Source organism: Allomuricauda sp. ANG21 (assembly GCF_040705235.1).
GTDB lineage: Bacteria > Bacteroidota > Bacteroidia > Flavobacteriales > Flavobacteriaceae > Flagellimonas > Flagellimonas marina.
This window is the reverse complement of the sequence record NZ_JBFCVT010000016.1, coordinates 35399-60995: the sequence shown is the minus strand read 5'-3', so window position 1 is coordinate 60995 and position 25597 is coordinate 35399. Positions and strand designations below refer to the sequence as shown.

Sequence of the window (25597 nt, the reverse complement as noted above, 5' to 3'; positions counted from 1 at the left end):
CTATCCTTTTTCCCTATCCTCCACCACTTCTGGCGGACTGAGGATATCCATAAATCCCCGCCCTATCATAGTACTTATTTCGGATGCGTTTACAGCTTCATAACCCTGTTGTGAGGCAGATATATCACCAGCAAGGCCATGTAGGTATACACCAAAAATAGCCGCATGAAGGGGCTCATATCCCTGAGCCACCAACCCGGTTATAATGCCTGTGAGGACATCTCCACTGCCAGCCGTGGCCATTCCAGGATTACCTGTAGTGTTCACATACCCTTTACCATTATATAAAACGATGGTATGCGCTCCCTTTATGACCAAAATCACATCATGCTCCTTTGCAAAAGTTTTGGCTTTTTCCAATTTATCAAAATCATCCTCCCAAGCTCCAATGAGTCGCTCCAATTCTTTGGGATGGGGCGTTAAAATGGACTTTTCGGGAATGTCCTTCAACATTTTGGGATTTTTGGCCAGTATATTGAGTCCATCCGCATCGATGACCATTGGTGCCTTCATCTCTTTGAGAAGATTACCAAAAGCTTTAGCCGTTTTCTCTTCAGTGCCGATTCCCATCCCAATACCAATCACATCAGGAACAAAAGGAAGTGTAATCTTGGAAATGTTCCGTTCATCCTCATCGGTCAATACCATCACCTCAGGAATTGCAGCTTGCATAGATTGATACCCGCATTCCGGTACAAAAGCCGTCACCAATCCGCTACCCGTGGTTAAACACGCATTGCTCGCCAGTTGCACCGCCCCAATTTTGCCATAACTGCCACCAATAATCACGGAGTGACCATAGGTTCCCTTGTGCGAAAACTTAAGTCGAGGGCGATATAGCGGAAGTATTTCCTGTCTTCCCACTAACTCATAGTCAGCATCGGTCTTGTCCAAAATTTCAGCGTCCAATCCAATATCCAAAAGCTCCCACTGATTTACATAAACTCCGGTCTCTGGAAGAAAGAACACCAACTTGGGCACTTGAAAACTCAAAACATAACTGGCTTCAATCACATAGTCAGTATTCCAGGGGCTCCTATCCATAGGCAATCCCGAAGGGATGTCTACCGCCAGCACAAAAGCTTGGGACGCATTGATGTGCTGTATCAAACGTCCAACCCATTTATCTGGCGTACGATTGAGACCAATGCCAAAAATGGCATCCACCACTATATCGTTTGGGGAAATTTCAGGTAAATCACTGTCTTCATTAATAAAATCAGGCCAAATCTTATTTTCTTTTATCCGTTCCAGATTCAACAAAAAATCCTTGGAGCGCTTTTCACTATAATTCACAACGTGCACCTGAATGGAATACCCATGCTCATGAAGCAGCCGGGCCAAGGCTATCCCATCGCCCCCATTGTTGCCAATACCACAGAACAAATTTATATTGACTTGGGTACCGCGCAATCGGGCATGTATCCACTCGAACAACTTAGTAGCGGCCTGTTCCATGAGGACATCGCTGGTTATTTGCTGTTTTTCTATTGTGAATTTATCAGCGTTATAGATTTGTTGGGCGGAAAAAATTTTCATTCAACACAAAAATTGGGTTATTTGTACGGATTTCGCAAAAAACACTTCGCAGCATTTGATGAAGTAACCAAAAGTACTACTTTTATCACCTCATAATAGAACAATGCAAGTTAAACAAACGGATAGTAATCTTCTTCAGATGGCATCTTTTTCATCTATCTTCACTGTGATTACAACCACCCCTTTGGGGTAAGTCTGCTATATATTTCCGTCCGTTCTTTAATGCAATTTTTCAATTAGTTTTTACAATACAATTTCATCATGAAAGTCTTAAAATTTGGAGGCACTTCAGTGGCCAATCCAGAGAATATCAATAAAGTCAAGTCCATAGTCCAAAAATTGGACAAAGAAAAAGTAGCCGTTGTGGTATCTGCCTTTGGTGGAGTTACGGACCTTCTTCTGAACACATCTGCCTTGGCGGCTAGACAAGATACAGCCTACAAGGAATCCTTAAAAACCATTGAGGACAAGCACATCACCGCTATTCGGGAATTAATTCCTGTTCAAAACCAAAGCTCAGCCTTGAGCAAGGTAAAAAGTGATATGAATGTGCTCGAAACCCTTTTGGAAGGCTCATTTTTGATAGGAGAATTGACCCCAAAACTATCTGATAAGATTGTGAGCTACGGGGAATTGCTATCCTCTTACATCATCAGTGAGTTTTTTAAGTCCGAAGGTCTTGATGCCATTTTCAAGGACAGCCGCGAGCTAATTATTACCGACAATAATTTTGGTAAAGCCAACGTAAATTTTGAAAAGACCAATCAAAACTGCATAGATTTTTTCAAGGAGAACAACCACCAAATTGTTGTTTTGCCTGGATTTGTGTCTTCCAGCAAGTCTGGAGATTCCACTACCCTTGGCAGAGGTGGGTCGGATTATACCGCTGCCATCATCGCCGGTGCTGTGGAAGCAGAAGTACTTGAAATATGGACCGATGTAAGTGGTATGTACACCGCCAATCCAAGGCTGGTGAAACAGGCCAAATGCGTAGCGCATATTAGCTATGAGGAAGCCATGGAACTTTCCCATTTTGGCGCGAAGGTGTTGTTTCCTCCTACCATTCAGCCTGTATTGGGAAAGGGAATTCCCATTGCCATTAAAAATACCTTTGACCCAGAAAATCCAGGGACGCTAATCACTAAAAACACCAATGGAAATGGGAAAACCGTTCGTGGTATCAGCCATGTAGGCAACATTAGTTTGCTGTCGTTGGAGGGGCCTGGAATGATTGGTATTCCAGGTATATCAAAACGGTTCTTTGAAACTCTTTCACTAAAAAACATCAGTATTGTGCTCATCACACAGGCTTCATCTGAGCATTCCATTTGTGTGGGCATTGCCGATGAAGACGTGGATGTTGCCGCCGAAGCCGTAAACGAGACTTTCGAGTATGAAATCTCAACCAAAAAAATAAAACCGGTCATCGTTGAAAAAGACCTTACCATTATTGCTTTAGTGGGCGACAATATGAAAAGTCATCAAGGTCTGAGCGGAAAAATGTTCAGTACCCTTGGAAAGAACAACGTGAACATTCGTGCTATTGCACAAGGCGCGTCGGAGCGAAATATATCTGCGGTCATCAAAAAAGACGATGTAAAAAAAGCGCTCAATTCGCTGCACGAAACCTTTTTTGAGGAAAACATCAAGCAGCTCAACCTCTTTGTGATGGGTGTGGGCAACGTTGGTTCTAAGTTCTTGGACCAGATTCGCCAGCAGAAAAAGTACCTTAAAGAAGAGTTGAAACTGAACGTAAGGGTCATAGGCATCAGTAACTCCAGAACCATGGCCTTTGATGAAAACGGGATTCCTTTAAAAGAGTGGGAAACCGTTTTGGCCGACGGGGAAAAAGCGGACAAACAGGCCTTTTTTGACCGCATAAAATCGCTCAACTACCGTAACAGTGTTTTTGTGGACAATACAGCTAGCGCCGAGGTTTCCAAAACGTATGCGGATTACCTGCACAATAGCATTTCGGTGGTGACTTGCAATAAAATTGCTTGTTCTTCGGACTACACGTATTACAAGGAACTGAAACAATTGGCCAAGCAGTACAATTCGCCTTTCCTTTTTGAGACTAACGTGGGAGCGGGATTACCCATCATAGACACCCTTAAGCATTTGATTGCATCAGGAGATAAGATCAAAAAGATTCAAGCCGTACTTTCTGGAAGTCTAAATTTCGTATTCAATACCTTCAATGATTCGGTGACCTTTCATGATGTGGTAAAACAAGCCCAAGAACAGGGGTACACCGAGCCTGACCCCACTATTGATTTAAGTGGTGTGGATGTGATGCGAAAAATATTGATTTTGGCCCGGGAAAGTGGATATCAATTGGATATTGACGACATTGCCAACGAAGCCTTTTTGCCCAAAGAAAGTCTGGAAACAGATTCCAATGAAGCGTTTTTTGAATCCTTGAAAAAGTACGAGAATGATTTTCAAAAAATGTACAAAGAGGCGGCCGATGCAGATAGCAAACTCAAGTACGTAGCCCAATTTGAAGACGGTAAGGCCAAAGTGGGACTTCAGAAAATTCCAAAAGGCCATGATTTTTACAATCTGGAAGGAAGCGACAATATCGTTTTGTTCTATACGGAACGCTATCCTAACCAGCCCATGATTATAAAAGGCGCTGGTGCCGGCGCAGATGTTACGGCTTCAGGTATCTTTGCGGATATCATTCGAATTGGAAATTTCTGATTATGGAAGAAATCAAAGTTTTTTGTCCAGCAACCATTGCCAACGTTTCCTGCGGATTTGATGTCCTAGGATTGGCTTTGGATTCTGTGGGCGATGAGATGACCGTTAGAAAGATTCCAGAAAACAGCATCCGGATCACCAAAATTTTAGGTCAGGATTTGCCTTTGGAAACGGAAAAAAATGTTTCCGGTGTGGCTGGATTGGCTTTATTGGCCAAAAGTGATTACGAGGGCGGTTTTGAAATCGAAATTGACAAACGAATCAAACCCGGAAGTGGGATTGGAAGCAGTGCTGCGAGTTCAGCTGGCGCGGTTTGGGCCATGAACGAATTGTTGGGTAAGCCATTTTCTAAATTGGAATTGGTACAATTTGCCATGCAAGGCGAAAAGTTGGCCAGTGATGTGGCCCATGCCGACAATGTGGCGCCTGCCATTTATGGTGGCTTCACTTTGGTACGGAGTTATGAGCCGTTGGACATTATTCCCATTCCCACCCCTTCGGAATTGTTCGCCACAGTAATTCATCCACAAATAGAAATCAAAACCTCGGATTCAAGAAAAATCCTTAGGACCACCATTTCCTTGGCGCAAGGTATTCAGCAGTGGGGTAATTTGGGAGGACTTATCGCTGGATTGTACCAAAGTGATTACGACCTCATTGGGCGTTCCTTACATGATTATATTGTGGAGCCTATCCGTTCCATTTTAATCCCGGCGTTTGATAAAATCAAAGCCAATGCCATTGAGGCAGGTGCGTTAGGTTGTGGCATATCCGGTTCAGGGCCTTCCATTTTTGCGTTGAGCAAAGGGGAATCCAACGCTAAAAAAGTAGCTGAGTCCATGCAAGAAACCTATAAAAATATCGGTGTTCCTTTTGATATCCATATCTCTAAAGTGAACACCCAAGGCGTAAAAAAAATCGCTTAATCCCATGAAATTTTACAGTTTAAACCAACTTATCCCAAATACTTCGTTCAAAGAAGCCGTTATCGCTGGAATTGCACCCGATAAAGGATTATATTTTCCCGAAAGCATAACCCCGCTTCCCTCCAATTTCTTCGATTCCATAGAAAAGTTATCCAACTTAGACATCGCATTTCAAGCCATACGACAATTTGTAAGCGATGACATTCCAGATAATGTTCTGAAAGAAATCTTGGAAAATACACTTGATTTTGATTTCCCGGTGGTCCAGATTGAAGAAAATGTGGCCACATTGGAGCTTTTTCATGGCCCCACCATGGCTTTTAAAGATGTTGGCGCACGATTTATGGCCAATTGCTTGGGGTATTTTTCACAAGACGAAAAAGAGGAAGTCACCGTATTGGTCGCCACCTCTGGGGATACCGGTGGTGCTGTGGCCAATGGGTTTTTAGGGGTTGATGGTGTTAACGTGGTGATTCTGTATCCCAGCGGGAAGGTCAGCGACATTCAAGAAAAGCAGTTGACCACCTTAGGTCAAAATATTGTGGCCATGGAGGTGGATGGTACTTTTGATGATTGTCAACGTATGGTGAAAACAGCTTTTTTGGATGAAGAAATTACAGACAACCGAAAATTGACCTCGGCCAACAGTATTAATGTGGCACGATGGTTACCACAGTTGTTTTACTTTTTATTTGCCTACAAGCAAGCTAAATCCAAAGGGAAAGAGATTGTATTCTCTGTACCCTCTGGAAATTTTGGGAATATCTGCGCTGGAATGGTGGCCCAAAAACTGGGTATGCCCGTAAACCATTTTGTAGCCTCCACTAATGTAAACGATGTGGTGCCCAAATTCATGGAGCGGGGTATTTACAATCCCGTGCCGTCCATTGCTACTATTTCCAATGCTATGGATGTGGGTGACCCAAGTAATTTTGTTCGCATTAGGCATATGTACCAAGATGATTTGTCCACGCTTCAGGAAAATCTTTCCTCCTATGCCTTTACGGATGAAGCAACCAGAGCCGCTATGAAAGAGGTGTATGCCCAAACAGGATATGTTATGGACCCCCACGGCGCTGTGGGCTATTTGGGATTGAAGGAGTATCAGAAAGGCAAAGCCCATACCTACGGTATTTTCTTGGAAACGGCCCATCCCGTAAAGTTTTTGGATGTGGTTGAAGAAACGCTTGGGTTAAGTCCAGAAATTCCATCCCAAATCCAAAAAGTGATGGGGAAGGAAAAACATTCCATCAAAATAAAAACCTACGAAGACTTAAAAGACTATCTACAGGGCAACTAGCATTTTCTTAGTTTGAATTTAACAGTGGGTTGTTCAAAACATTAGCAAGGATAAAGCCCTGTCTTGTGCGAATTCAATAAATTTACCCCATAAACCAAAAGGAATGAAAACGACTGCGTTGACCGACACCCACATTGCATTGGGCGCTAAAATGGTTCCCTTTGCGGGCTACAACATGCCTGTATCCTATGAAGGCGTAAACATTGAACATGAAACTGTTAGGAAAAGTGTTGGGGTTTTTGATGTGTCCCATATGGGCGAGTTTTTAATTGAGGGGCCAAAAGCTTTGGAACTGATTCAAAAAGTGAGCTCCAATGATGCCTCCAAATTGACCGTTGGCAAAGCGCAATACAGCTGTATGCCTAACGAGACAGGGGGTATTGTGGATGATTTAATCGTGTACCGCGTTAAGGACGAAACCTATCTTTTGGTGGTCAATGCTTCCAATATTCAAAAGGATTGGGACCATATTTCAAAATACAATGCGTCCATTGGGGCTGAGATGCGAAATATTTCGGATAATTATTCCTTGTTGGCCATTCAAGGGCCAAAAGCGGTTGAAGCCATGCAGTCTTTATCTTCGGTTGACCTTTCTGCTATCAAATTCTACAATTTTGTAGTAGGTGATTTTGCTGGAATCGACCATGTCATTATTTCCGCCACAGGCTATACTGGTTCTGGCGGATTTGAAATCTATTGCAAGAATGAAGAAGCGCAACAGGTTTGGGACAAGGTGTTGGAAGCTGGAGCTGATTTTGGAATCAAACCTATTGGATTGGCCGCCCGTGATACTTTACGCTTGGAAATGGGCTATTGCCTTTACGGAAATGACATTGACGACACCACCTCTCCTTTTGAAGCTGGACTGGGATGGATTACCAAATTCACAAAGGATTTTGTGAACAGCGATGCTCTTGCCAAAGAAAAAGAAGAGGGTCCAAAACGAAAATTGGTCGCTTTTCAAATGGAAGAAAGAGGCATCCCCAGAAATGGATATTCCATTTTAGATGCCCAAGGAAATGAAATCGGGAAAGTAACCTCAGGAACCATGTCCCCTTCCCTATCCAAAGGCATAGGCTTGGGCTACGTGACCACGGAAAATGCCCAGCCGGATAGCACTGTTTATATTCAGATACGCATCAACAAAGTTCCGGCTACCCTGGTAAAATTGCCATTTTATAAAACTTCATAACAGCGTTTGGATAAAAAGAAGATATTGATATTGGGAGCGAGTGGATTTGTGGGAAACGCCATATACAAGGAACTCTGCTCTTATTTTGACACCTACGGCACCTACTATTCCAATCGAAGTTTTTCCAATAACAAACAGTTTTTCCGATACGATTTGGAGGAGGATGATATTTTTGGGATACTACATAAGGTAAAGCCAGATGTCATTATTTCTTCGCTTAGAGGAAATTTCCCTGCCCAAATTCAAGCGCACCATCATTTAATGGAGTACTTGATGAGAAACCATGCCAAATTGTATTTCATCTCATCTGCCAATGTTTTTGATGCCTACAGCAAGTTTCCCTCCTACGAGTTTGACAAAACTCTTTCAGAAAGTGTCTACGGTCGACTCAAGATCAAGATAGAAAACATGTTGATGCGCATGCCCAAGGATAAAACAACCATCCTCCGCGTTCCTATGGTCTTTGGCAATACTTCACCGAGAATCAGGGAAATCAAAGCAAATTTGGAAAATAAGGAACCCATTGAAGTGTTCCCGAACCTTATCATCAACGTTACCAATGATGACAAGCTCACCCAGCAAATACATTATCTCATCAACCGAGATAAAATGGGTATTTTTCATTTGGGCAGCATGGACCTTATCCATCATGAGGAGTTCATCAAAGAGATTGTTGAACGCATGGGCACTAACCAAAAGCCCATATTCAAGCGGGTTTTTACCACCAATGAAGACCGCTATTTGGCCGCACTTCCAAAAGACAACCCATTACCAAAGAATTTAAAGGTTAGCTGTCAGGAAATTATTGACCACCATCTTCACGTGGATTGATATTCAACCTATTCTTTTCGCTTTTTCGTGTTCATTTGGTTACCTTTCAATAAATCAAAAAGTTTATGGAAAAGTTGAACACTGCAAAAATTGAAGAATCCCTTAAAAACCTTTCGGGATGGTCTTTAAAAAATGGTATGATTGAGAAATCCTTCAAATTCAAAAATTTCAAGGAAGCTTTTTCGGTAATGACCCGAATTGCTTTTGAATGTGAGCAGCAAAACCACCATCCCAATTGGGAAAATGTCTACAACAACCTTACTATAAAATTGAATACACACGATGCCGGTGGCGTAACCGAAAAAGATATTCATCTGGCCCAAACCATTGAAAATATTGTCAACAACTAATATTTTTCCTAGCCATTTACCCTCTTGACAGCGGTGCTTTTTTTGCTAAATTTGCCCCCAGCCGTAACCAATAATTTGTATGGGAAGAGCATTTGAATTTAGAAAGGGACGTAAATTGAAGCGTTGGGCAGCCATGTCCAAAGCATTTACCAGAATTGGAAAGGATATTGTAATGGCCGTCAAAGAAGGAGGCCCTGACCCAGATGCCAATTCAAAGCTTCGTGCGGTGATTCAGAATGCCAAGGCAGTGAACATGCCCAAGGACAATATTGAGCGGGCCATTAAAAGAGCATCGGACAAAAGCCTTGGGGATTATAAAGAGGTACTTTTTGAAGGCTATGCACCACATGGAATCGCCATATTGATTGAGACCGCTACAGACAACAATACCCGCACCGTAGCCAACATTCGGAGCTATTTCAACAAATGTAATGGCAGTTTGGGAACTTCAGGTTCCGTAGAGTTCATGTTTGACCATACCTGCAACTTTACCATTAATGGGGAAGGTATTGACCCAGAAGAACTGGAACTGGAAATGATTGACTTTGGTGCCGAAGAGGTCTTTACGGATGAGGAAGGCATACATATTTATGCCCCCTTTGAAAGCTTTGGTGCCATACAAAAGGAATTGGAATCAAGGGACATTGAGATTCTCTCCTCCGGTTTTGATCGAATCCCTCAGGTGACCAAAGAACTTTCCGAAGAAGAAGTCGCTGATGTTGAAAAGCTCCTCGAAAAAATTGAAGAGGATGACGACGTGCAGAACGTGTACCACACCATGCAGGAATAGATTGTGTTAAAATCAAAAGGGCCCGCATAACGCGAACCCTTAAGAACCTAATTACCAACCTAAACTTCTTCGTTTCCCATACCTACGGAAAATTACCAAAGTGGGTTTTCATCTTTTGAAAAAAATTAACATAAATGGTTTGAGGACAGCATCTCAAAAACTATATTCCGGGATTTTACCTACAACCCCTTTATAGAAATCTTGTATTTTTTTGAAGTCGTTTTGAAGATTGGATGGGTAAAAAGGTTCAGCGATTTTCACTTCTTTTTTTCCGAAATCAAAAGCGACCATGACAATGGGAACGTTGGCTTTAGTGGCAATATGATAGAAGCCTGTTCTTAGTTGACCTACTTTTTTACGAGTACCCTCTGGAGCCAATGCGAATCGGAATACCTTTCGTTCATTAAAGATTTGTACCACGCTCTCCACAGTATTGGAATTTTTGGAACGGTCTACGGGCGCTCCCCCTGTCCAACGAAAAAGCCACCCAAACGGAGGTTTAAAAAGGCTTTTTTTACCTATATAATTGATTTCCTCGTTGACCACTTTTCTGACCAACAATCCCAAGAAAAAGTCAATCCAATGGGTATGGGGAACAACAATCACTACGCATTTATCCAACTTAGGAAATGAGCCGTTCAGTTTCCAGCCGAGGATTTTAAAATAGATAAGCTTGGCCAGTGCATGCATTTTTTCAATGGAAGTAGACAGTTAAAAGGCGCTACCTTTACATTTTTTGGTACAAAGCCTGAAGACGCTCTGGTGTCATTATGGATTTCCATTCCTTACCAAGCGCATTTTCCCAAAGGGCATCCAATCCCAAGGCAACATTTACCATAACATCAAAATCGGTCTGAGCAAGGTTGGCACAAACGCCTTTAGGTATGTTGATGGCATGCTTTTCAACCATTTTCTTGAAGAGTGCCACACCTTCTGGATAAAATTCTTCCAAGTGTTGAAAGACCATACAGTTTCCAACCCCGTGTTTAATTCCGAGGAGGTAAGACAACCCGTAGCTCATGGCATGGGCAATCCCCACTTGTGAATACGCAATGCTCATGCCTCCGTGCCATGAGGCCATCATTAGCTTATCACGTGATTCTTCATCTGGAATATCTTCTAAAAACACATCCTTACAAAGCTCTAGCGCTTTCTCTCCATAACTCTGACTAAAAGCATTTAAATAAGTTCCCGTTAAAGATTCTATACAGTGGATGTAGCAATCCATGCCCGTATAAAACCACTGTTCTTTGGGTACGGTTTTGGTGAGATCAGGGTCAAGCAACACTTGATCATAGGTGGTATAATCTGAATTGATACCTAATTTCTTTTCGGGGCCCAACAAAACCGTTGTACGGGAAACTTCTGCTCCAGTACCGCTGATCGTGGGAATTCCAACATGATAAAGCGCAGGTTTATGCACCAAATCCCATCCTTGATACTTTTCGGCAAGCCCTTTGTTGCTCAACAGAATGGCAACGGCTTTTGCCAAATCCAGAAGCGTACCACCTCCTATTCCAATAATTCCCGAAGGTTGCTCATCATATTCTTCTTTGATCATTTTGACCAACGCATCCACTTGTGCCGTCTTTGGTTCTTCATCAGCGGAAACGAAAATGATCTTATCATTGAACATCAATGGAATTTGTGCAACCAAATCCCGGGTTTCAAAATAATCATCTATCAAAAAGATGAATGGTGCATCTGCATTTTTTCGTTTCGGCAACAATATTTCACCCAACTGCGAAAAACTTCCTTGTCCAAAAACTACGCGAGGTACCATTGGAAAATTGCGATACACTGTTTTTTGGTGCGATGTAATCTCTTCTTTTTTCAAGTTGCTTTCGGTCTTCAATGTTTATTCAAATACTTTAAAATATCCTTTAGGTTGTTGAGTTTGAGGTGGCCGTTTATTTGTTCTGTTTCAGAAACCATTTCATGGGCCCAAGTGGTATGAAAAGGTACATGTACAGCTTTGGCACCAATATTCAAGATAGGTAATACATCTGACTTTAGAGAATTCCCAATCATTAAAAATTGATCTACTTGGATATTTAAATGCTCCAAAAGGTTGCTGTAATTGCTTTCTTTTTTATCACTTAGCACCTCCACATGGTGAAAATATTTAGAGAGGCCCGACTTTTCCAATTTGCGTTCTTGATCGAGAAGATCTCCTTTGGTGAGGACGATCAATCGGTATTTGTCCACCAATGCCGATAGAACCTCTTCCACGCCATCCAGCAGTTCCACCGGGTGGGAAATCATATCCTTTCCCAATTTCAATATTTCGGAAATGGTTTCTTGGGGAACCCTGTTGTTGGACAGTTCCAATGCCGATTCTATCATGGAGAGCATAAACCCTTTTATACCATACCCATAGATTTCAAGGTTGTCCATTTCTTTTTTGAACAGTTCTTGGTCCACCTTGTTCTTGGTTTCATATCCCTCCAATAAATCGGCAAAACGCTCTTCGGTTTCCCTAAAATAGGTTTCGTTCACCCAAAGTGTATCATCAGCATCAAAGCCGATTACTTTTATATTGCTAAAATCTACTTCCATGCTTTTACGGCTCGTTCTAAATCTTCGGGAGTATCAATTTCAATTCCGGTAACGTGGGTTTCCACCATTTTTATTTTCTTTCCATATTCCAAAAATCGGATGGCCTCAATTTTTTCCTTGGCTTCCAAGGGCAGCATGGGCAATCTTTGAAAATCCATCAATGCCCTTTTTCTAAAGGCATAGATTCCTTTGTGTTTGTAATATGTGGCCTCAACTTCTTTGTCGCGAGGAAACGGTATAGGGGAACGGGAAAAGTAAAGCGCACAATTTTGATTGTCCACTATAACCTTCACTGTGTTAGGGTTTGAAATTTCCTCCCAATCGGTGATGGGGGTCATTAATGAGGCCAAATCTATTTCTTCCTTTTCATCTTTTTTGAAAACCTCAATAATTTTCCCAAGACTTTCACCATCAATGAAAGGTTCATCCCCTTGTACGTTGATTACAATATCCACATCCATATCCTCCACGGCCTCGGCGATTCTATCACTTCCGCTTTGATGTTCCTTTTTGCTCATGATGACGTTACCTCCAATTTCTGAAATAACATCTGAAATTATTGAACTATCAGAAACCACATATACGGCATCAAATAGCCCCGTGTTAATGGCTGCTTCGTATGTACGGACAATGACCGGTTTTCCGCAGAGGTCCTGCATTAACTTTGCAGGGAATCTGGAGGCTTGGTACCGAGCCGGAATCATGGAAATTATTCTCACTTTTTTGAACTATTGATTGATGTTATTGTTTTGTTTTAGGTCGCAATTTGCGATAAATCCTAAAGATGAAAATCAAAATTATGATTACCAAAATTGCAGCAATGGGTGGCACCAAAATCGAAGCGGTTGAAACGACCACAGCGGTCCCTGTTTCAACTGTTGATACTATAGGATTGGCTATTCCGCCTGTTGTTGCAGTGGAGGTCAATCTGCCCGTGGCATTCGCTCCCTTAATGGCGGTTGCTGTTCCTCCTCCAGCTATAATGGCCAACGACCAAGTTACCACAGGGTCCAAATTGGCCACAGTGGAAACCATAACTGCGGTTCCCGCAATTCCCGCCAGGGGAATGGCCAAACTGTCCAAAGCATTGTCCACCCAAGGGATAAAATAGGCAAAAATCTCAATCAAAGTAGCCACACCCAAGGTAATCAATGCAGCTAGACTTCCTATCCATTGCCAATTGGCGTTCAGTTCCCATACGCCCAAATATGCTGCAAAACTAAGGGCGAACAAGGGCAAAAAGACCCTAAACCCCACTGAGGCGGCGAGGCCAATGCCCAAAAAGATACTTATTATGGTGTCTGGAGTCATATTCATGGTATGGTCTAAAATAGGGTATTCCTAGTCAAGAAAAAAATCATCCTTAAAACCAATCAAAAAGAGTTGCTGCTTGGCCCGGGTCACCGCTGTGTAGAGCCAACGAAGATAATCTTTGTCCACACCATTGGGCAGATAGGGCTGTTCCACAAATACGGTGTTCCATTGGCCGCCTTGCGACTTATGACAGGTGATGGCATAGGAAAATTTTACCTGCAAGGCATTAAAATACTTATTGTTCTTTACCCCCAAAAACTGTTTATATTTAGATTTTTCATGGGCATAATCCTTCATAACCTCTTGGTAGAGCCTGTTGCCATCTTCATAGGAAAGTGAGGGGGTCTGCGCGTTAATGGTGTCCAACATTAGCACTGTCTCAAACGGTTTTTGATTGGGATAATCCACCATTTTCACCTTTACCTCGGCAAATCGAAATCCATACAACTCTTTGATCGCGAAAAGTTCCAAGATTTCAATGATATCCCCATTGGCAATGAAACCGGCCTCCGAAGTGGGCTTCAACCAAAAATAGTTGTTCTTTACCACCATCATATAATCCCCAACAGCAATATCATTGTCAAAAAAAAGGATACGCTCCCTAATGTTTTGATTGTACAGATTAGCTCTTTTATTGGATCGTACAATAATCACCGTCTCTTCCTTGCCATTTTCACTGTACGATGAATCAATGGCTTCTTGAATTTCCATTCCTTCAATGAGCCTTTTAATATCCGTAAAGGGTCCTACTTCAAACTTAAACCCATCAAAAAACTCACCTTGCAGTTGTTCTCTTAAGTTAGTTGCATTGTGAAGAATACCGGAATCATCGCTCTGGCGCATCACCTCATCCAACTCCAAATACTTTACCTCCTTATTATAGTTTAGGGAAAGTCGGTCTTCCTCCAAAGCTGGACTGAGTTCGAGCTTTACGGGAGGTAACTGTGCGGTGTCTCCTATCAAAACCAATTTGCAATTATGACCTGAATGTACATAAAACATAAGGTCATCCAGTAATGATCCATTTTCAAAAAGTTTGGAATCTGCAGGGGTGTCTGGAATCATGGAAGCCTCATCGACAATAAAAATGGTGTTCCTATGCTTATTGGGCGCCAAAACAAACTGCACGCCACCACCAGCTTGCTTTTTAGGGTAATAAATCTTCTTGTGAATGGTAAAGGCCTTATTCCCTGAATAAACGGACATTACTTTGGCCGCCCTTCCGGTTGGGGCCATAAGAATGGAACTCATTCTAATCTTCCAAAGGCTGCTTACAATGGTGGCTACAATCGTAGTCTTACCTGTACCAGCGAAACCCTTTAATAGAAAAATCTCGTCTTTTACCCCATTTACCACAAATTGGGACAACTTTTCCAAGGCCATTTCCTGTTTTAGGGTTGGCGAATGGGGAAATTTTTGGGTTAAAATCGATAAAAAATTAGATGCTGTGGGCTTGTCCATGGGCTCCTAAAGATAGCATGGTTTTTTAAAGCAAAAAGTTTCGTGATTAAAAAAAAATTGTAGATTTGTCTGTAACCACTAAATTAACTTAGAAAGACAATAGCAGATATGTTAAACTTAATTCTTATTGTAGTATTAATATGCCTTCTGACCATAGGCCTTGTTTTCCTGATTGACAGGTTTTTACCCCAAAAAGTTAAGCCCGTACTTGTAATCCTTTTTGGACTTGTGAGCATTTTTCTGGGCTATAAAATCTACCAATCCGTTAATGCACCCATTGAATTTAACAAAGTTCGTCAAGAAAGATTTTCCCAGGTTATTTCCAAATTGAAAGATATTAGGGATGCCCAAGAAGCTTACAAGACCGTTAACGGTAAATATGCGGACAACTTCAATAGCCTGATTCAGTTTATCGATACTGGAAATTACACCATTACTACGCAAAGAGATTCTTCTTTCATGCGTTATGATAAGGTATATCAAATTGAGCTTCAACAAGACACCACCATCATTGATACCCTTGGACAGGTTAAGGTGAAGGATTCTCTTTTTGGGGCCGATGACCGTTACAAGAGTATGATGAATGTTCCTTTTGCCCAAAATGATGAAAAGTTTGAAATGAAGGCTGACATCATCGACAAAAGTGGTTACAAAGCTCCTGTCTTTGAGGTGAAGGTCAAAAAGAATGTTGTTCTTTACGATCAGCCCGAAGATTTATTGGCAAGGGAGAATGCCCACCAAAGTGTAGAGGAAGTCAACGGAACCGAAATAAAAGTTGGTTCACTTACCGATGTAAGTACAAATGGTAACTGGCCTCCCATCTATGACAGAAAAAATAACTAGGATAGTACAATCCGAAGAAAATAACACCTTTAGAAAATTGTCCATTCAAGTCGGCTTGAATGGACTTTCTTTTTGTGTGCTGGACACAATCTCAAACAAAATCTTAGCATTTGAGAAAGTGTCCTTTAAAACCCCTTCCACTCCGTATTTGATGCTCAAGGAATTGAAAGCAATTTTAAATCAAAAGAGTGATATTGGGAGTAACTTTTCCGAAGTGGTGGTCATCCACAAAAACAATATGTTCAGTTTGGTTCCAAAACCACTTTTTAACGTTGATGAGCTTCCCAATTATCTCAAGTTCAATGCTAAGATAATGGCAAATGACCTTATTGCTTTTGATGAAATTCCCAATCAGGAGATGGTTAACGTTTATGTGCCCTACACCAACATCAATAACTATATTTTCGACCTTTTTGGTGAGTTTGAGTTCAAGCATAGCGGTACTGTACTGATCAACAAACTGCTAAACCAAACCCGGGTTTCCCCAGAACCCATATGCTATGTTCAAGTCGCTGAAAAAGAAATGGAAATGATGGTGGTTTCAGAAAAAAAACTAACCTTCTACAACCAGTTTGAATTCAAGACAAAAGAAGATTTTCTTTACTATTTGTTGTTCAGTTTAGAGCAATTGCAGATGAACCCTGAAAAGATTCAATTGAAATTGTTTGGCAAAATTGAGGAAGGTGACCCTATTTATGATCTGTGCTACCAATACATAAAACACATTTCGGTTTTCATCCCAAACAACCCTTCCTTACCTTTGGATGAATTGGAGAACGACGCCATTGATTTTTCCATACTTAGTGCCCTGTAATGCGAATTATATCGGGAAAATATAAAGGCAGAAGACTTATTGCCCCTAAGAAACTTCCCGTTCGCCCTACAACCGATATGGCCAAGGAAGGCCTCTTCAACATTTTGAACAATCGCTATTATTTGGATGAACTCAGGGTTTTGGACCTGTTCTCGGGTACGGGCAATATCAGTTTTGAATTCGCTTCAAGGGGTACGGAAGATATTATTGCTGTAGATGGATTTGCAGGCTGTGTACAGTTTATTTCCAAAACAGCGCAAGAATTGGGTTTTTCCATCACACCCATTAAATCGGATGTGTTCAAATATCTGCAACGAACCCCGGAAAAGTTCAACCTTGTTTTTGCCGACCCTCCCTACGATTTTGAAACAACGCAATTTTTGAACATTGCCGATCTTGTCTTTCAAAATGAACTCTTGTTGGAAGATGGCCTTTTAATCATTGAACATTCCGACCAGACGGACTTATCCGAGCATGAACATTTTACGGAAAGTAGAAAATACGGTGGGAGTATTTTTAGTTTTTTTGAATAAAAGCAGGCCATAAGCCGGATTCTGTCGAGCCTTATCATTTATCTAGACTTTTGGTTGCCCAAAAGCTCTAACCGCCTACCCTCCAGCTTGGGCGTGCAGCCCTTAAAACGCTGGTTTACGTGACGTTTCACCGCATAGAGTTTACACGATTTCACTACAGCCGAACTGTACATCCTTTCTGTTGCACTGGTCCTCGCCTTTCGGCGGACGGGCGTTACCCGCTATGCTGCACTACGGTGTCCGGACTTTCCTCCCCGAAGGTTATCGGAGCGATAAGGTGGCCTGCTGACCGCAAAGGTAACCTAATTGTTAATAAAAAAAGGGCTAGAATAGGGTGTATTGATAGCTTTGCAAGTAGCTATTTTTATATTTGTAGTAATACAATCTTTTCCCAGATTTTGGAACCTTTTGTAGTATCAGCGCGAAAATACCGTCCCCAGACATTTAAGGATGTTGTGGGCCAGGAATCCATTACCAATACCCTGCTGAATGCCATTGAGAATAACCACTTGGCGCAAGCCCTTTTGTTCTGTGGCCCCAGAGGTGTGGGTAAAACCACTTGTGCCCGAATTCTCGCCAAAAAAATCAATCAAGATGGTACTGAACGGGAAGATGAGGACTTTGCTTTCAACATCTTTGAGTTGGATGCAGCTTCCAACAATTCAGTGGATGATATCCGAAGTCTTATTGACCAAGTTCGCATACCCCCGCAGGTTGGAAAATATAAGGTCTACATCATAGACGAGGTCCACATGTTGTCCCAATCGGCATTCAATGCTTTTTTGAAGACCTTGGAAGAACCGCCAAAGCACGCCATCTTTATTTTGGCCACTACAGAAAAGCATAAAATCATTCCCACCATCCTGTCCCGATGCCAAATATTTGATTTTAAACGCATTACTGTAAAAGATGCCGCGGATTATCTAAAATATATCGCTGAGCAGCAAGGGGTTGAAGCGGAAGAAAGTGCATTGCACATCATTGCTCAAAAAGCGGATGGCGCCATGCGGGATGCCCTTTCCATTTTTGACCGCGTGGTGAGTTTTTCTGGAAAGCAGTTGACTCGAAAAGCTGTGACGGATAATCTCAATGTGCTTGATTACGACACATACTTCTCGGCAACAGATTTGATTTTGGAAAACAAAATTCCGGAGCTTTTGGTACTTTTCAACAAAACCTTGTCTCTTGGTTTTGATGGACACCATTTTATCACAGGATTGGCTTCACATTTTAGGGATTTGATGGTATGTCAACATCCCGACACCCTACCCCTATTGGAAGTGGGTGAAGATGTACAACAGCACTATCAAGAGCAAGCGAAGAAAACATCAAAAGAATTCTTGCTCAAAGCCATAGATATGGCCAATGATTGCGACCTTCAATACAAAACCAGTAAAAATCAGCGGTTGTTGGTAGAACTTACCTTAATGAAATTAGCATCCATCACTTTCGATGGAGAAAAAAAAAACGCTAATTTCATAATCCCCGCTTCCCATTTTACTTCTAATTCCACCAAAAATGGAACAGTAGTACCCAAAACAAATGGTACCTCTCCAAAACCGGTTGAAGAGCAGAGCAAAGAAGAAATTGTTGAGGTTGCAGAACCACAAGAAGTTACTGTTCAAGAACCAAAGGAAAATTACCAGCCAGCCAAAAAGATTCAAATAAAGAACCCTGAGAAACGGGTTTCCGGTCTCTCCTTGTCCAGTATCAAAGCAAAAAAGGCCCACGAACAAACCAAGTCTCCAGATGTTCCCCATGAAGAACTTCCGAGTGAACCATTTACTGAGGCCGATATGCAACAGCATTGGGACGATTTTGTCCATATCCTAGAAGGCAAAGGCCGAAAAATCTTGGCCAGTAATCTTCAGACCGATGTACCCAAACTTAAAAATGAAAACACCATTTGGATTGAGCTGCCCAACAGCACCATGAAAAAGGAAGTAGAACGGGAACAAAGTCTAATGCTAGACCACCTAAAACAAAAGCTGAACAACTACTCCATTACACTTCATATTACGGTAAATGAAGAGGTTGCCAAGAAATTTGCCTTTACACCACAGGAGAAGTACGAAAAACTTAAAGAGAAAAATCCGGCCATAGACCTTTTACGGAAGGAGTTTGACCTTGATTTCTAAGCTGCTTTCCCCAATACTCCTATCTTTGCACCACAGAATTTAAACATACAAACATGTTAGGGCTTAAACTACCTACGGACCCACGTTGGGTAAACATTGTTGAAAAGAATATAGAAGAAATCCTGACCGATCATGCCTATTGCGAGCAAAAAGCAGCAAGTACGGCCATATCCCTCATCATTGGTTTCCCTGAAAAATCTGAATTGGTAAAGGAAATGACCGCTTTGGCTCGTGAAGAAATGGGGCATTTTAATATGGTCCATGATAAAATTTTGAAACGTGGTTGGGTCTTGGGGCGCGAGCGTAAGGACGAATATGTTTTGGAGCTGATGAAATTCTTCCCAAAAGGCGGAAGCCGTGATACCCATTTGGTGCACAAGTTGCTGTACGCGGCCTTGATTGAAGCTCGAAGTTGTGAGCGGTTCCGGCTACTTTCTGAAGAAATACAAGATGAAGAGCTCTCCGAATTCTATCGCAATCTTATGGCCAGTGAAGCCAATCATTATACCATGTTCTTAAAATTTGCCCGTAAATATGGTAATAAGGAAGAGGTGGATAAAAAATGGCAGGACCTTTTGGAGTATGAAGCCAGCTTAATGAAAGACTTGGGCAAAAGAGAAACCATGCACGGGTAGTTATTGATAGTAGAGCGTTTTGATCATTCCATCGGCCAAACCAATTTTAGGGACGTGAATTTTCTTCGCCTTGCTCCATTTGGCGGCATTCAAAAATATTTTGGTGGCGGGAATGATAACATCGGCTCTATCTTGGTTTAGTCCCAATTCTGAAATACGATCTTCATAATCCATACTATTCAAAAAGTGGTATTGGGCGTTCAACCAAATGTAGGACAGGGGCTGCCCCACTTTTCTTCCCGACATTTTATGAAGCTTGTTAATGTTTCCGCCTGAACCGATGATCTCAACCTTGTTTTCCACGTTCATATTTGAGGTAATCCAATGTTTGATTTCATCCCAAACCGAATCCTTTACCAAATCATTTAGAATACGAACGGTTCCTATCTCAAATGACCTGGACATAATAGGTTTTCCTTTGTCAAAAATGGTAAACTCCGTACTTCCTCCCCCAACATCCACATACAGATAGAATCGGTCATTCTGGATAAGGTCTTTTAAATCCGTGGAAGCAATGATGGAAGCCTCCTTTTTTCCATCAATTATCTGGATTTGTACCCCAGACTCCTTTTGAACTTTTTCAATAACTTCTTGGCCATTTTTGGCTTCCCTAAGCGCAGAGGTAGCACATGCCATGTACTTTTCCACCGCATAAACCTGCATCAAAAGATCAAAGGAACGCATGGTCTTTATGAGACGCTTTAGGTTTCTTTCTGATATTTCACCTCTCAAAAACGAATCCTCACCCAATCGCACGGGTACCCGCACCAGTTCACTTTTTTTGAATACGGTTGGTTTTTCTTTGTGTTCAATAACATTATGAATCAATAACCGTATGGCGTTTGACCCAATATCAATAGCAGCAAATTTTCGTATGACCAAGGTAGGGAGGTATTAGGATTCCAGCTTTTTTTGATAATAGTAGTACATTTCAAATTGAGATCGTAACTCGGGCTCGTTCTCATCTCTCTTTCTATAGGCGTTGTCCTGCTTATCCGAAAAAATACGAGCTTTCAGGTTATCCCTCCATGAAATATCAAAGGTATCCAATAGTTCTTGTCTTATATCGGGGTCGTAAATGGGGCAGCCCACTTCTACCCTAAAATCGAGGTTACGGGTCATCCAATCTGCAGAGGAAATATAAATTTTGGGATTCCCTCCATTCGCAAAAATAAAGAGTCGGGGATGCTCCAAAAATTTATCCACCACACTGATGGCCTCTATATTCTCACTCATACCTTCAACACCAGGAATAAGGCAACATATACCCCTAATGATCATTTGAATCTTTACCCCTGCCCTACTGGCTTCATAGAGCTTGTCCACCATTTTATATGAGGTAAGACTATTCATCTTTATCTTGATATACGCTTCTCTCCCAGCTTTTGCATTGGTAATTTCCTTATCAATCAACTTTAGGAAAGTAGACTTGGTGTAATGGGGCGATACAATGAGATGCTTGTACTTGTTGATTTTATAATTGGTTTCAAAGAAGGCAAATACTTTACTCATATCCTTTAAAATGCCTTCATGGGCCGTGAAAAGGGTATAATCTGTATAAATTTTAGCCGTGGATTCATTAAAGTTACCCGTACTAATAAATCCGTAGCGTTTTATACCTTCTGCCTCTTCTCGTTCAATCATACAGATTTTACTGTGCACTTTTAAACCAGAAACACCAAAAATCAACCGGATTCCCTCAGCTTGCAACTGGTTCGCATACTCAATATTGGCCTGCTCATCAAAACGGGCCTGTAATTCAATCTGCACGGTGACCTGTTTTCCATTTTTTACAGCATTGATCAATGCAGATGCAATCTGACTATCACTTGCTAGTCGATATACCGTAATCTGTATCGTCCTAACCTTGGGGTCCAGGGCGGCTTCACGCAAAAACTTGGTAACATAGCTAAATGTGTGATAGGGAGCATAGATCATATAGTCTTTGTGGGCAATCATTTCCAATAGACTTCCCTTCATACTGAGTCCCTTCACAGGCAGGGGATCTATTTTCTCATACATAAGGTCATGCCGTCCCAAACTGGGAAAGCCCATATAATCCCTTCGGTTGTGATACCGCCCACCAGGAATTACGCTATCCGTACCCATAATGTCCATTTTTTCCTTTAAGAACTGAAGGGTGTCCTTGTCAATTTTCTTGTCATAGACAAAACGTACGGGATCACTGATTTTCCGATGCTCCACGCTGGAGGAAATTTTCTCTATAAAACTTTTACTAAGGTCATTATCAATATCGAGTTCTGCATCACGGGTAATCTTGATCATATGCGCTGTGATGGATTCAAACTCGAACATGGTGAAGACATTATCCAAACAAAAACGGATCAGGTCATCCAGAATAATGATGTAATTCTTGTCCCCTTCTTTGGGCAATACCACAAAGCGATCAATTCCTTTTGGAATTTCTATAAGTGCGTACCGGTTGTGCCTGCCCTTTTCAGAGCCGTTTTTCATTACGATTTTAACGGCCAAATAGGCAGCAGTGTCCTTCAACAAAGGAAACTCGGTAAGATCGTTCAAAATAATGGTCATCAACTCTTGGTTGACCTTGCTAAAGAAATAATCCCGTATAAACTCTGCCTGACTTTCACTTACTTCATTCTCATTGATGATGAAGATATTCTCAGCGGCAAGTTCATCCTCTATTCCCGTAAAAATTTCCAGGCTCCTGGCCTGTTGTGCAATCACTATTTTGGTGATCTCCTCTAAAAGGTCATTGGCTTTTTCACCCCCCAATACACTTTTGCCGCTTTTCCCAGCATCCACAATACGCTTTACCGTAGCATATCTCACCTTGAAAAATTCATCCAAATTATTACTGAAGATTCCCAGAAACCGAAGACGGTCAATCAGTGGTACGTTGGGGTCATCACATTCCTGAAGCACCCGTGCGTTAAAATGTAACCAACTGATTTCTCTATTTATATATTCATTCTTTGTTTTGACCATTTATTGTTTTAAGTCTTTAGGAAAGATTGTTTTTTTAGTGGTTCCCTTTAAAATTTTAGACCAATCGTCCACATCGAATGTGACGTGGACCAGCCCAGCGGTGGGAACGTTCTCAATATACTGATCTCCCCAAGTATTTGCAAGGGATGTAAAGGCATAATTGTGTCCAAAAATCGCCACTGTATCCCATTCGTTGTTCAATCGTTTTATAAAGCCATCCACACTATCCCCAGAAAAGTCATAAAGATGTTTGTCCACCTTAAAACGGATAAGGTCAAAATCAATATCCCTTAGAAAAATCATACTTGTGTGCAATGCTCTATTTGCAGGGCTGGAAAAGGCAAAGTCGATAACCGGTCCACTCTCCTTGAATGCCTTTGCAACCAAGTGGGCATCTTTTATACCTCTTTGTTGGAGTGGTCTGTCCTTGTCCGAGACCTCATACTCCCAAGACGATTTGCCGTGCCTCATTAGTATCAATTGTTTCATTTGCGTTGAATTAGGGTGCCAAACGTTCTATTTTCCAGTTGTAATCCTCTTGTAGTGTATATCTGATGCGATCGTGTAATCTATTGGGACGTCCTTGCCAAAACTCCATGGAAATGGGCCTTACCAAATATCCTCCCCAGTGTTTAGGCCTCTCAATAGACTTGCCTTCGTATTTTTTTTCCAAAGCTTCCAGTTCCCTTTCCAAAACTTCGCGGGAGCCTATCACTTCGCTTTGATTGGAAACCACAGCGCCCAATTGACTCCCAACGGGTCTCGACTCAAAGTAACCATCTGAAAGATTTTCTGGTATTTTTTCCGCGGTGCCCTTAATAATCACCTGACGTTCCAAGTTGGGCCAAAAAAACGAGAGGCAAACTGATGGGTTCTGGGCAATGGCCTTTCCCTTCTCGCTATCATAATTGGTGTAAAAAATGAATCCTTCGTGGGTATACTTTTTAAGCAGTACCACCCTACTCTTTGGAAAACCGTCTAAGCCAATGGTGGAAATGGTCATGGCATTGGGTTCATCCACACCTTCGGTTGCTTCAACTTCATAAAACCATTTTTGAAACTGCTCTAGGGGGTTTTCTTTAATAGTCCCTTCTGTTAAGCTGCTTTTTTCGTAGGATTTTCTATAGTTGCCCAAGTTTTTTTGCATGATGTGAATTTCGGTAAAATTCAAATGGCAACAAAGCGCGGTGAATGGAAAAGTTATGCTTTTTGAGTTTTCACCTAAATTGGTTTCAATGAGTTATTTGTCACGTAGAACATATGTGGGAAATCTATTATTTGGGATTTCTCAATCAAAGCTTCACTTTTTATTTCGAAATGACCGAAAAACTCACAAATTGAAGATTTTACCATCATCTGATAGCTCCACATTCGGAAAAACCTGCTGTGCTTCCTCCCTAAAAAGTTCCAAAGACTTGTAGCGCGTGGAATAGTGCCCCAATATCAATGTATTCACATTAGCTTTTTTGGCAATCTTGGCTGCTTGTTTGGCGGTGGAATGTTTTGTTTTGGCACACAAATGTTCCTCCGTTTCCAAAAAAGTAGATTCATGATATAAAGCATCCACGTTTTTTATAATAGGTACTATGGACTCTTTGTACACCGTATCACTGCAAAAAGCATAGCTTTTGGGCTTTGGAGGCGGCAAGGTTATTTGCTTGTTAGAAATGACCTCCCCGTTTTTGGACAACCCATCTGCGCCGTTCTTTATTTTGTTGAACTGGCTCTTATCTATTTCAAATTTTCTGGCCATTTCAATATCCAGCGTCCGTGGAGCAGGCTTTTCCTGAAACAAAAAACCATTGGTATAGACTCTATGTTCCAAAGGAATGGTGCGCACACTTATTTTTTCATCCTCAAACAGCAATTCAGATTCCTTGGAATCCAATTCATGAAAAACCAGAGGGTAATTGGTCCAACTATCACCCAATTTTAGGAGAAGTGTAACAGCCTCTTTAATACCTTTTGGGCCATAAATGTGCAGTTCGTTCTCCCGACCCAGCAGTCTAAACGTGGAAACCAGCCCTGGCAATCCAAAAAAATGGTCACCATGCAAATGTGAAATAAAAATATGTCTGATTCTGGAAAATTTAACCTTGTATCTACGTAACTGTACTTGGGTACCTTCACCACAATCAATCAAAAAAAGATGATTTTTTGCTTCGAGCACCTGGGAGGTGGGATTGGTAAAGGTTCTTGGGGTTGCTGAATAACAGCCCAGAATGGTAAGCTTCACGAATAATTGAAAATTAAAACGGAAAGTTACTAATTGAAATTGGAAAATGGATAATTGGACGCCTAGATTCTTGAATAGCTGGACTCAGGGGTCAGAAGTTTAAAGTCAGAAATCTGATGTCCGATTTCTAAATTCCGAGATCACGTTCTATTTCTTCCATTTCAATGAGGTCTTTGGCTTCTTGAATGGTAGGCACCACGCTGATTTCATCCGGAACTTCATCATAAGAAACCTTATCAGTTACCAAGACAAAGGATTGCCCAGAAGCTTTGTGGGTGTTAGAAATATCCAAAAACTCTAAAATATCTGCCTCTGTCAATTTTTTAAAAGAAAAAAGATTAATGATAATATTGTCGTGCTTGATTTTTGGATAGGCGTTGTTCAAATTTTCCATGAAGGTGGAAAGTGAAGTTTTCTCTTGAAAAACGATTGTGGTTGTGCCCTCTTTGTCGAAAATCAT

The 25597-nt window shown here is 41.5% G+C and carries 25 protein-coding genes and 1 other RNA gene; 12 read left to right on the top strand and 14 right to left on the bottom strand.

Annotated elements, in window-relative coordinates:
• Entirely contained in the window at positions 1 to 1539 is a 1539-nt protein-coding gene (locus AB1A65_RS16450; RefSeq protein WP_366591022.1) for an NAD(P)H-hydrate dehydratase, read from the bottom strand.
• Between the two features lie 261 nt (positions 1540 to 1800).
• Here AB1A65_RS16450 and thrA point away from each other — a divergent pair, with 261 nt between their 5' ends.
• The 7 genes from thrA (at position 1801) to AB1A65_RS16415 (ending at position 9634) form a co-directional block, all read left to right on the top strand.
• Entirely contained in the window at positions 1801 to 4245 is a 2445-nt protein-coding gene (thrA, locus tag AB1A65_RS16445; protein WP_366591021.1) for a bifunctional aspartate kinase/homoserine dehydrogenase I, read from the top strand.
• Positions 4246 to 4247: 2 nt separating this feature from the next.
• Positions 4248 to 5171: a homoserine kinase gene (locus tag AB1A65_RS16440; RefSeq protein WP_366591020.1), complete on the top strand. Its 924-nt coding sequence runs from the start codon at positions 4248 to 4250 to the stop codon at positions 5169 to 5171.
• A 4-nt stretch (positions 5172 to 5175) separates the two neighbouring features.
• On the top strand, positions 5176 to 6471 hold the full coding sequence (thrC, locus tag AB1A65_RS16435; protein WP_366591019.1) for a threonine synthase: 1296 nt from the start codon (positions 5176 to 5178) through the stop codon (positions 6469 to 6471).
• 103 nt (positions 6472 to 6574) lie between these two features.
• Complete coding sequence (gcvT, locus tag AB1A65_RS16430) at positions 6575 to 7663, top strand: glycine cleavage system aminomethyltransferase GcvT (protein WP_366591018.1); 1089 nt, start codon at positions 6575 to 6577, stop codon at positions 7661 to 7663.
• Between the two features lie 6 nt (positions 7664 to 7669).
• Positions 7670 to 8494: a sugar nucleotide-binding protein gene (locus tag AB1A65_RS16425; RefSeq protein WP_366591017.1), complete on the top strand. Its 825-nt coding sequence runs from the start codon at positions 7670 to 7672 to the stop codon at positions 8492 to 8494.
• A gap of 65 nt (positions 8495 to 8559) precedes the next feature.
• Positions 8560 to 8844 carry a 4a-hydroxytetrahydrobiopterin dehydratase gene (locus tag AB1A65_RS16420; protein ID WP_366591016.1) on the top strand — a complete coding sequence of 95 codons (285 nt, stop codon included), beginning with the start codon at positions 8560 to 8562 and terminating at the stop codon, positions 8842 to 8844.
• 79 nt (positions 8845 to 8923) lie between these two features.
• Positions 8924 to 9634 carry a YebC/PmpR family DNA-binding transcriptional regulator gene (locus tag AB1A65_RS16415; RefSeq protein ID WP_366591015.1) on the top strand — a complete coding sequence of 237 codons (711 nt, stop codon included), beginning with the start codon at positions 8924 to 8926 and terminating at the stop codon, positions 9632 to 9634.
• A gap of 153 nt (positions 9635 to 9787) precedes the next feature.
• Here AB1A65_RS16415 and AB1A65_RS16410 read toward each other — a convergent pair whose 3' ends face one another.
• The 6 genes from AB1A65_RS16410 to AB1A65_RS16385 all read right to left on the bottom strand — a co-directional run bounded on the left by AB1A65_RS16410 (position 9788) and on the right by AB1A65_RS16385 (position 14968).
• The gene (locus AB1A65_RS16410; protein WP_366591014.1) at positions 9788 to 10324 is read right to left on the bottom strand and encodes a 1-acyl-sn-glycerol-3-phosphate acyltransferase; all 537 of its coding nucleotides are present in this window, start codon (positions 10322 to 10324) and stop codon (positions 9788 to 9790) included.
• A 37-nt stretch (positions 10325 to 10361) separates the two neighbouring features.
• Positions 10362 to 11417, bottom strand: a complete 1056-nt coding sequence (locus AB1A65_RS16405) for an iron-containing alcohol dehydrogenase family protein (protein WP_366591039.1) — start codon at positions 11415 to 11417, stop codon at positions 10362 to 10364.
• A gap of 68 nt (positions 11418 to 11485) precedes the next feature.
• Positions 11486 to 12193, bottom strand: coding sequence for an HAD family hydrolase (locus tag AB1A65_RS16400; RefSeq protein WP_366591013.1), 708 nt, complete (start codon positions 12191 to 12193; stop codon positions 11486 to 11488).
• Entirely contained in the window at positions 12184 to 12897 is a 714-nt protein-coding gene (gene kdsB / locus AB1A65_RS16395; RefSeq protein ID WP_366591038.1) for a 3-deoxy-manno-octulosonate cytidylyltransferase, read from the bottom strand. The genes AB1A65_RS16400 and kdsB overlap by 10 nt, the downstream gene beginning before the upstream one ends.
• A gap of 37 nt (positions 12898 to 12934) precedes the next feature.
• Complete coding sequence (locus AB1A65_RS16390; protein ID WP_366591037.1) at positions 12935 to 13504, bottom strand: DUF4126 domain-containing protein; 570 nt, start codon at positions 13502 to 13504, stop codon at positions 12935 to 12937.
• A gap of 30 nt (positions 13505 to 13534) precedes the next feature.
• Positions 13535 to 14968 carry an ATP-binding domain-containing protein gene (locus tag AB1A65_RS16385; protein WP_366591012.1) on the bottom strand — a complete coding sequence of 478 codons (1434 nt, stop codon included), beginning with the start codon at positions 14966 to 14968 and terminating at the stop codon, positions 13535 to 13537.
• A gap of 108 nt (positions 14969 to 15076) precedes the next feature.
• Between AB1A65_RS16385 and AB1A65_RS16380 the strand changes: the two genes are divergently transcribed.
• Genes AB1A65_RS16380 through AB1A65_RS16370 form a run of 3 tightly spaced genes read left to right on the top strand, consistent with a single transcriptional unit; the run spans position 15077 to position 17158 of the window.
• Positions 15077 to 15811 carry a hypothetical protein gene (locus AB1A65_RS16380; protein ID WP_366591011.1) on the top strand — a complete coding sequence of 245 codons (735 nt, stop codon included), beginning with the start codon at positions 15077 to 15079 and terminating at the stop codon, positions 15809 to 15811.
• Positions 15792 to 16625, top strand: a complete 834-nt coding sequence (locus AB1A65_RS16375; protein WP_366591010.1) for a DUF3822 family protein — start codon at positions 15792 to 15794, stop codon at positions 16623 to 16625. The genes AB1A65_RS16380 and AB1A65_RS16375 overlap by 20 nt, the downstream gene beginning before the upstream one ends.
• On the top strand, positions 16625 to 17158 hold the full coding sequence (locus AB1A65_RS16370; RefSeq protein WP_366591009.1) for an RsmD family RNA methyltransferase: 534 nt from the start codon (positions 16625 to 16627) through the stop codon (positions 17156 to 17158). Before AB1A65_RS16375 ends, AB1A65_RS16370 begins: the two co-directional genes overlap by 1 nt.
• On the opposite strand, the gene rnpB is transcribed toward AB1A65_RS16370, so the two are convergent.
• Positions 17154 to 17447: RNase P RNA component class A (rnpB, locus tag AB1A65_RS16365), an RNA gene on the bottom strand. The genes AB1A65_RS16370 and rnpB overlap by 5 nt on opposite strands.
• A gap of 109 nt (positions 17448 to 17556) precedes the next feature.
• Here rnpB and AB1A65_RS16360 point away from each other — a divergent pair.
• Positions 17557 to 19296: a DNA polymerase III subunit gamma/tau gene (locus AB1A65_RS16360; protein ID WP_366591008.1), complete on the top strand. Its 1740-nt coding sequence runs from the start codon at positions 17557 to 17559 to the stop codon at positions 19294 to 19296.
• A 53-nt stretch (positions 19297 to 19349) separates the two neighbouring features.
• Positions 19350 to 19931: a tRNA-(ms[2]io[6]A)-hydroxylase gene (locus AB1A65_RS16355; RefSeq protein WP_366591007.1), complete on the top strand. Its 582-nt coding sequence runs from the start codon at positions 19350 to 19352 to the stop codon at positions 19929 to 19931.
• Here AB1A65_RS16355 and AB1A65_RS16350 read toward each other — a convergent pair whose 3' ends face one another.
• The 6 genes from AB1A65_RS16350 to AB1A65_RS16325 form a co-directional block, all read right to left on the bottom strand.
• On the bottom strand, positions 19932 to 20813 hold the full coding sequence (locus AB1A65_RS16350; protein WP_366591006.1) for an exopolyphosphatase: 882 nt from the start codon (positions 20811 to 20813) through the stop codon (positions 19932 to 19934). It abuts the gene before it with no gap.
• 12 nt (positions 20814 to 20825) lie between these two features.
• Positions 20826 to 22901: a polyphosphate kinase 1 gene (ppk1, locus tag AB1A65_RS16345; RefSeq protein WP_366591005.1), complete on the bottom strand. Its 2076-nt coding sequence runs from the start codon at positions 22899 to 22901 to the stop codon at positions 20826 to 20828.
• On the bottom strand, positions 22902 to 23390 hold the full coding sequence (locus AB1A65_RS16340) for a histidine phosphatase family protein (protein ID WP_366591004.1): 489 nt from the start codon (positions 23388 to 23390) through the stop codon (positions 22902 to 22904).
• 10 nt (positions 23391 to 23400) lie between these two features.
• Entirely contained in the window at positions 23401 to 24048 is a 648-nt protein-coding gene (pdxH, locus tag AB1A65_RS16335; protein WP_366591003.1) for a pyridoxamine 5'-phosphate oxidase, read from the bottom strand.
• 183 nt (positions 24049 to 24231) lie between these two features.
• Positions 24232 to 25137, bottom strand: a complete 906-nt coding sequence (locus AB1A65_RS16330; protein WP_366591002.1) for a ribonuclease Z — start codon at positions 25135 to 25137, stop codon at positions 24232 to 24234.
• Positions 25138 to 25264: 127 nt separating this feature from the next.
• Entirely contained in the window at positions 25265 to 25597 is a 333-nt protein-coding gene (locus tag AB1A65_RS16325) for a ribonuclease Z (protein WP_366591001.1), read from the bottom strand.

What these genes read in the sequence shown, in the direction of transcription:
- gcvT (WP_366591018.1), top strand. Translation starts at nt 6,575, where the DNA reads ATGAAAACGACTGCGTTGACCGACACCCACATTGCATTGGGCGCTAAA.
- AB1A65_RS16405 (WP_366591039.1), bottom strand. Translation starts at nt 11,417, where the DNA reads ATGGTACCTCGCGTAGTTTTTGGACAAGGAAGTTTTTCGCAGTTGGGT.
- AB1A65_RS16390 (WP_366591037.1), bottom strand. Translation starts at nt 13,504, where the DNA reads ATGACTCCAGACACCATAATAAGTATCTTTTTGGGCATTGGCCTCGCC.
- AB1A65_RS16385 (WP_366591012.1), bottom strand. Translation starts at nt 14,968, where the DNA reads ATGGACAAGCCCACAGCATCTAATTTTTTATCGATTTTAACCCAAAAA.
- AB1A65_RS16355 (WP_366591007.1), top strand. Translation starts at nt 19,350, where the DNA reads ATGTTAGGGCTTAAACTACCTACGGACCCACGTTGGGTAAACATTGTT.
- AB1A65_RS16415 (WP_366591015.1), top strand. Translation starts at nt 8,924, where the DNA reads ATGGGAAGAGCATTTGAATTTAGAAAGGGACGTAAATTGAAGCGTTGG.
- pdxH (WP_366591003.1), bottom strand. Translation starts at nt 24,048, where the DNA reads ATGCAAAAAAACTTGGGCAACTATAGAAAATCCTACGAAAAAAGCAGC.
- AB1A65_RS16440 (WP_366591020.1), top strand. Translation starts at nt 4,248, where the DNA reads ATGGAAGAAATCAAAGTTTTTTGTCCAGCAACCATTGCCAACGTTTCC.
- ppk1 (WP_366591005.1), bottom strand. Translation starts at nt 22,901, where the DNA reads ATGGTCAAAACAAAGAATGAATATATAAATAGAGAAATCAGTTGGTTA.
- AB1A65_RS16380 (WP_366591011.1), top strand. Translation starts at nt 15,077, where the DNA reads ATGTTAAACTTAATTCTTATTGTAGTATTAATATGCCTTCTGACCATA.
- AB1A65_RS16340 (WP_366591004.1), bottom strand. Translation starts at nt 23,390, where the DNA reads ATGAAACAATTGATACTAATGAGGCACGGCAAATCGTCTTGGGAGTAT.
- AB1A65_RS16420 (WP_366591016.1), top strand. Translation starts at nt 8,560, where the DNA reads ATGGAAAAGTTGAACACTGCAAAAATTGAAGAATCCCTTAAAAACCTT.
- thrC (WP_366591019.1), top strand. Translation starts at nt 5,176, where the DNA reads ATGAAATTTTACAGTTTAAACCAACTTATCCCAAATACTTCGTTCAAA.
- kdsB (WP_366591038.1), bottom strand. Translation starts at nt 12,897, where the DNA reads ATGATTCCGGCTCGGTACCAAGCCTCCAGATTCCCTGCAAAGTTAATG.
- AB1A65_RS16450 (WP_366591022.1), bottom strand. Translation starts at nt 1,539, where the DNA reads ATGAAAATTTTTTCCGCCCAACAAATCTATAACGCTGATAAATTCACA.
- AB1A65_RS16375 (WP_366591010.1), top strand. Translation starts at nt 15,792, where the DNA reads ATGACAGAAAAAATAACTAGGATAGTACAATCCGAAGAAAATAACACC.
- AB1A65_RS16400 (WP_366591013.1), bottom strand. Translation starts at nt 12,193, where the DNA reads ATGGAAGTAGATTTTAGCAATATAAAAGTAATCGGCTTTGATGCTGAT.
- AB1A65_RS16325 (WP_366591001.1), bottom strand. Translation starts at nt 25,597, where the DNA reads ATGATTTTCGACAAAGAGGGCACAACCACAATCGTTTTTCAAGAGAAA.
- AB1A65_RS16410 (WP_366591014.1), bottom strand. Translation starts at nt 10,324, where the DNA reads ATGCATGCACTGGCCAAGCTTATCTATTTTAAAATCCTCGGCTGGAAA.
- AB1A65_RS16370 (WP_366591009.1), top strand. Translation starts at nt 16,625, where the DNA reads ATGCGAATTATATCGGGAAAATATAAAGGCAGAAGACTTATTGCCCCT.
- thrA (WP_366591021.1), top strand. Translation starts at nt 1,801, where the DNA reads ATGAAAGTCTTAAAATTTGGAGGCACTTCAGTGGCCAATCCAGAGAAT.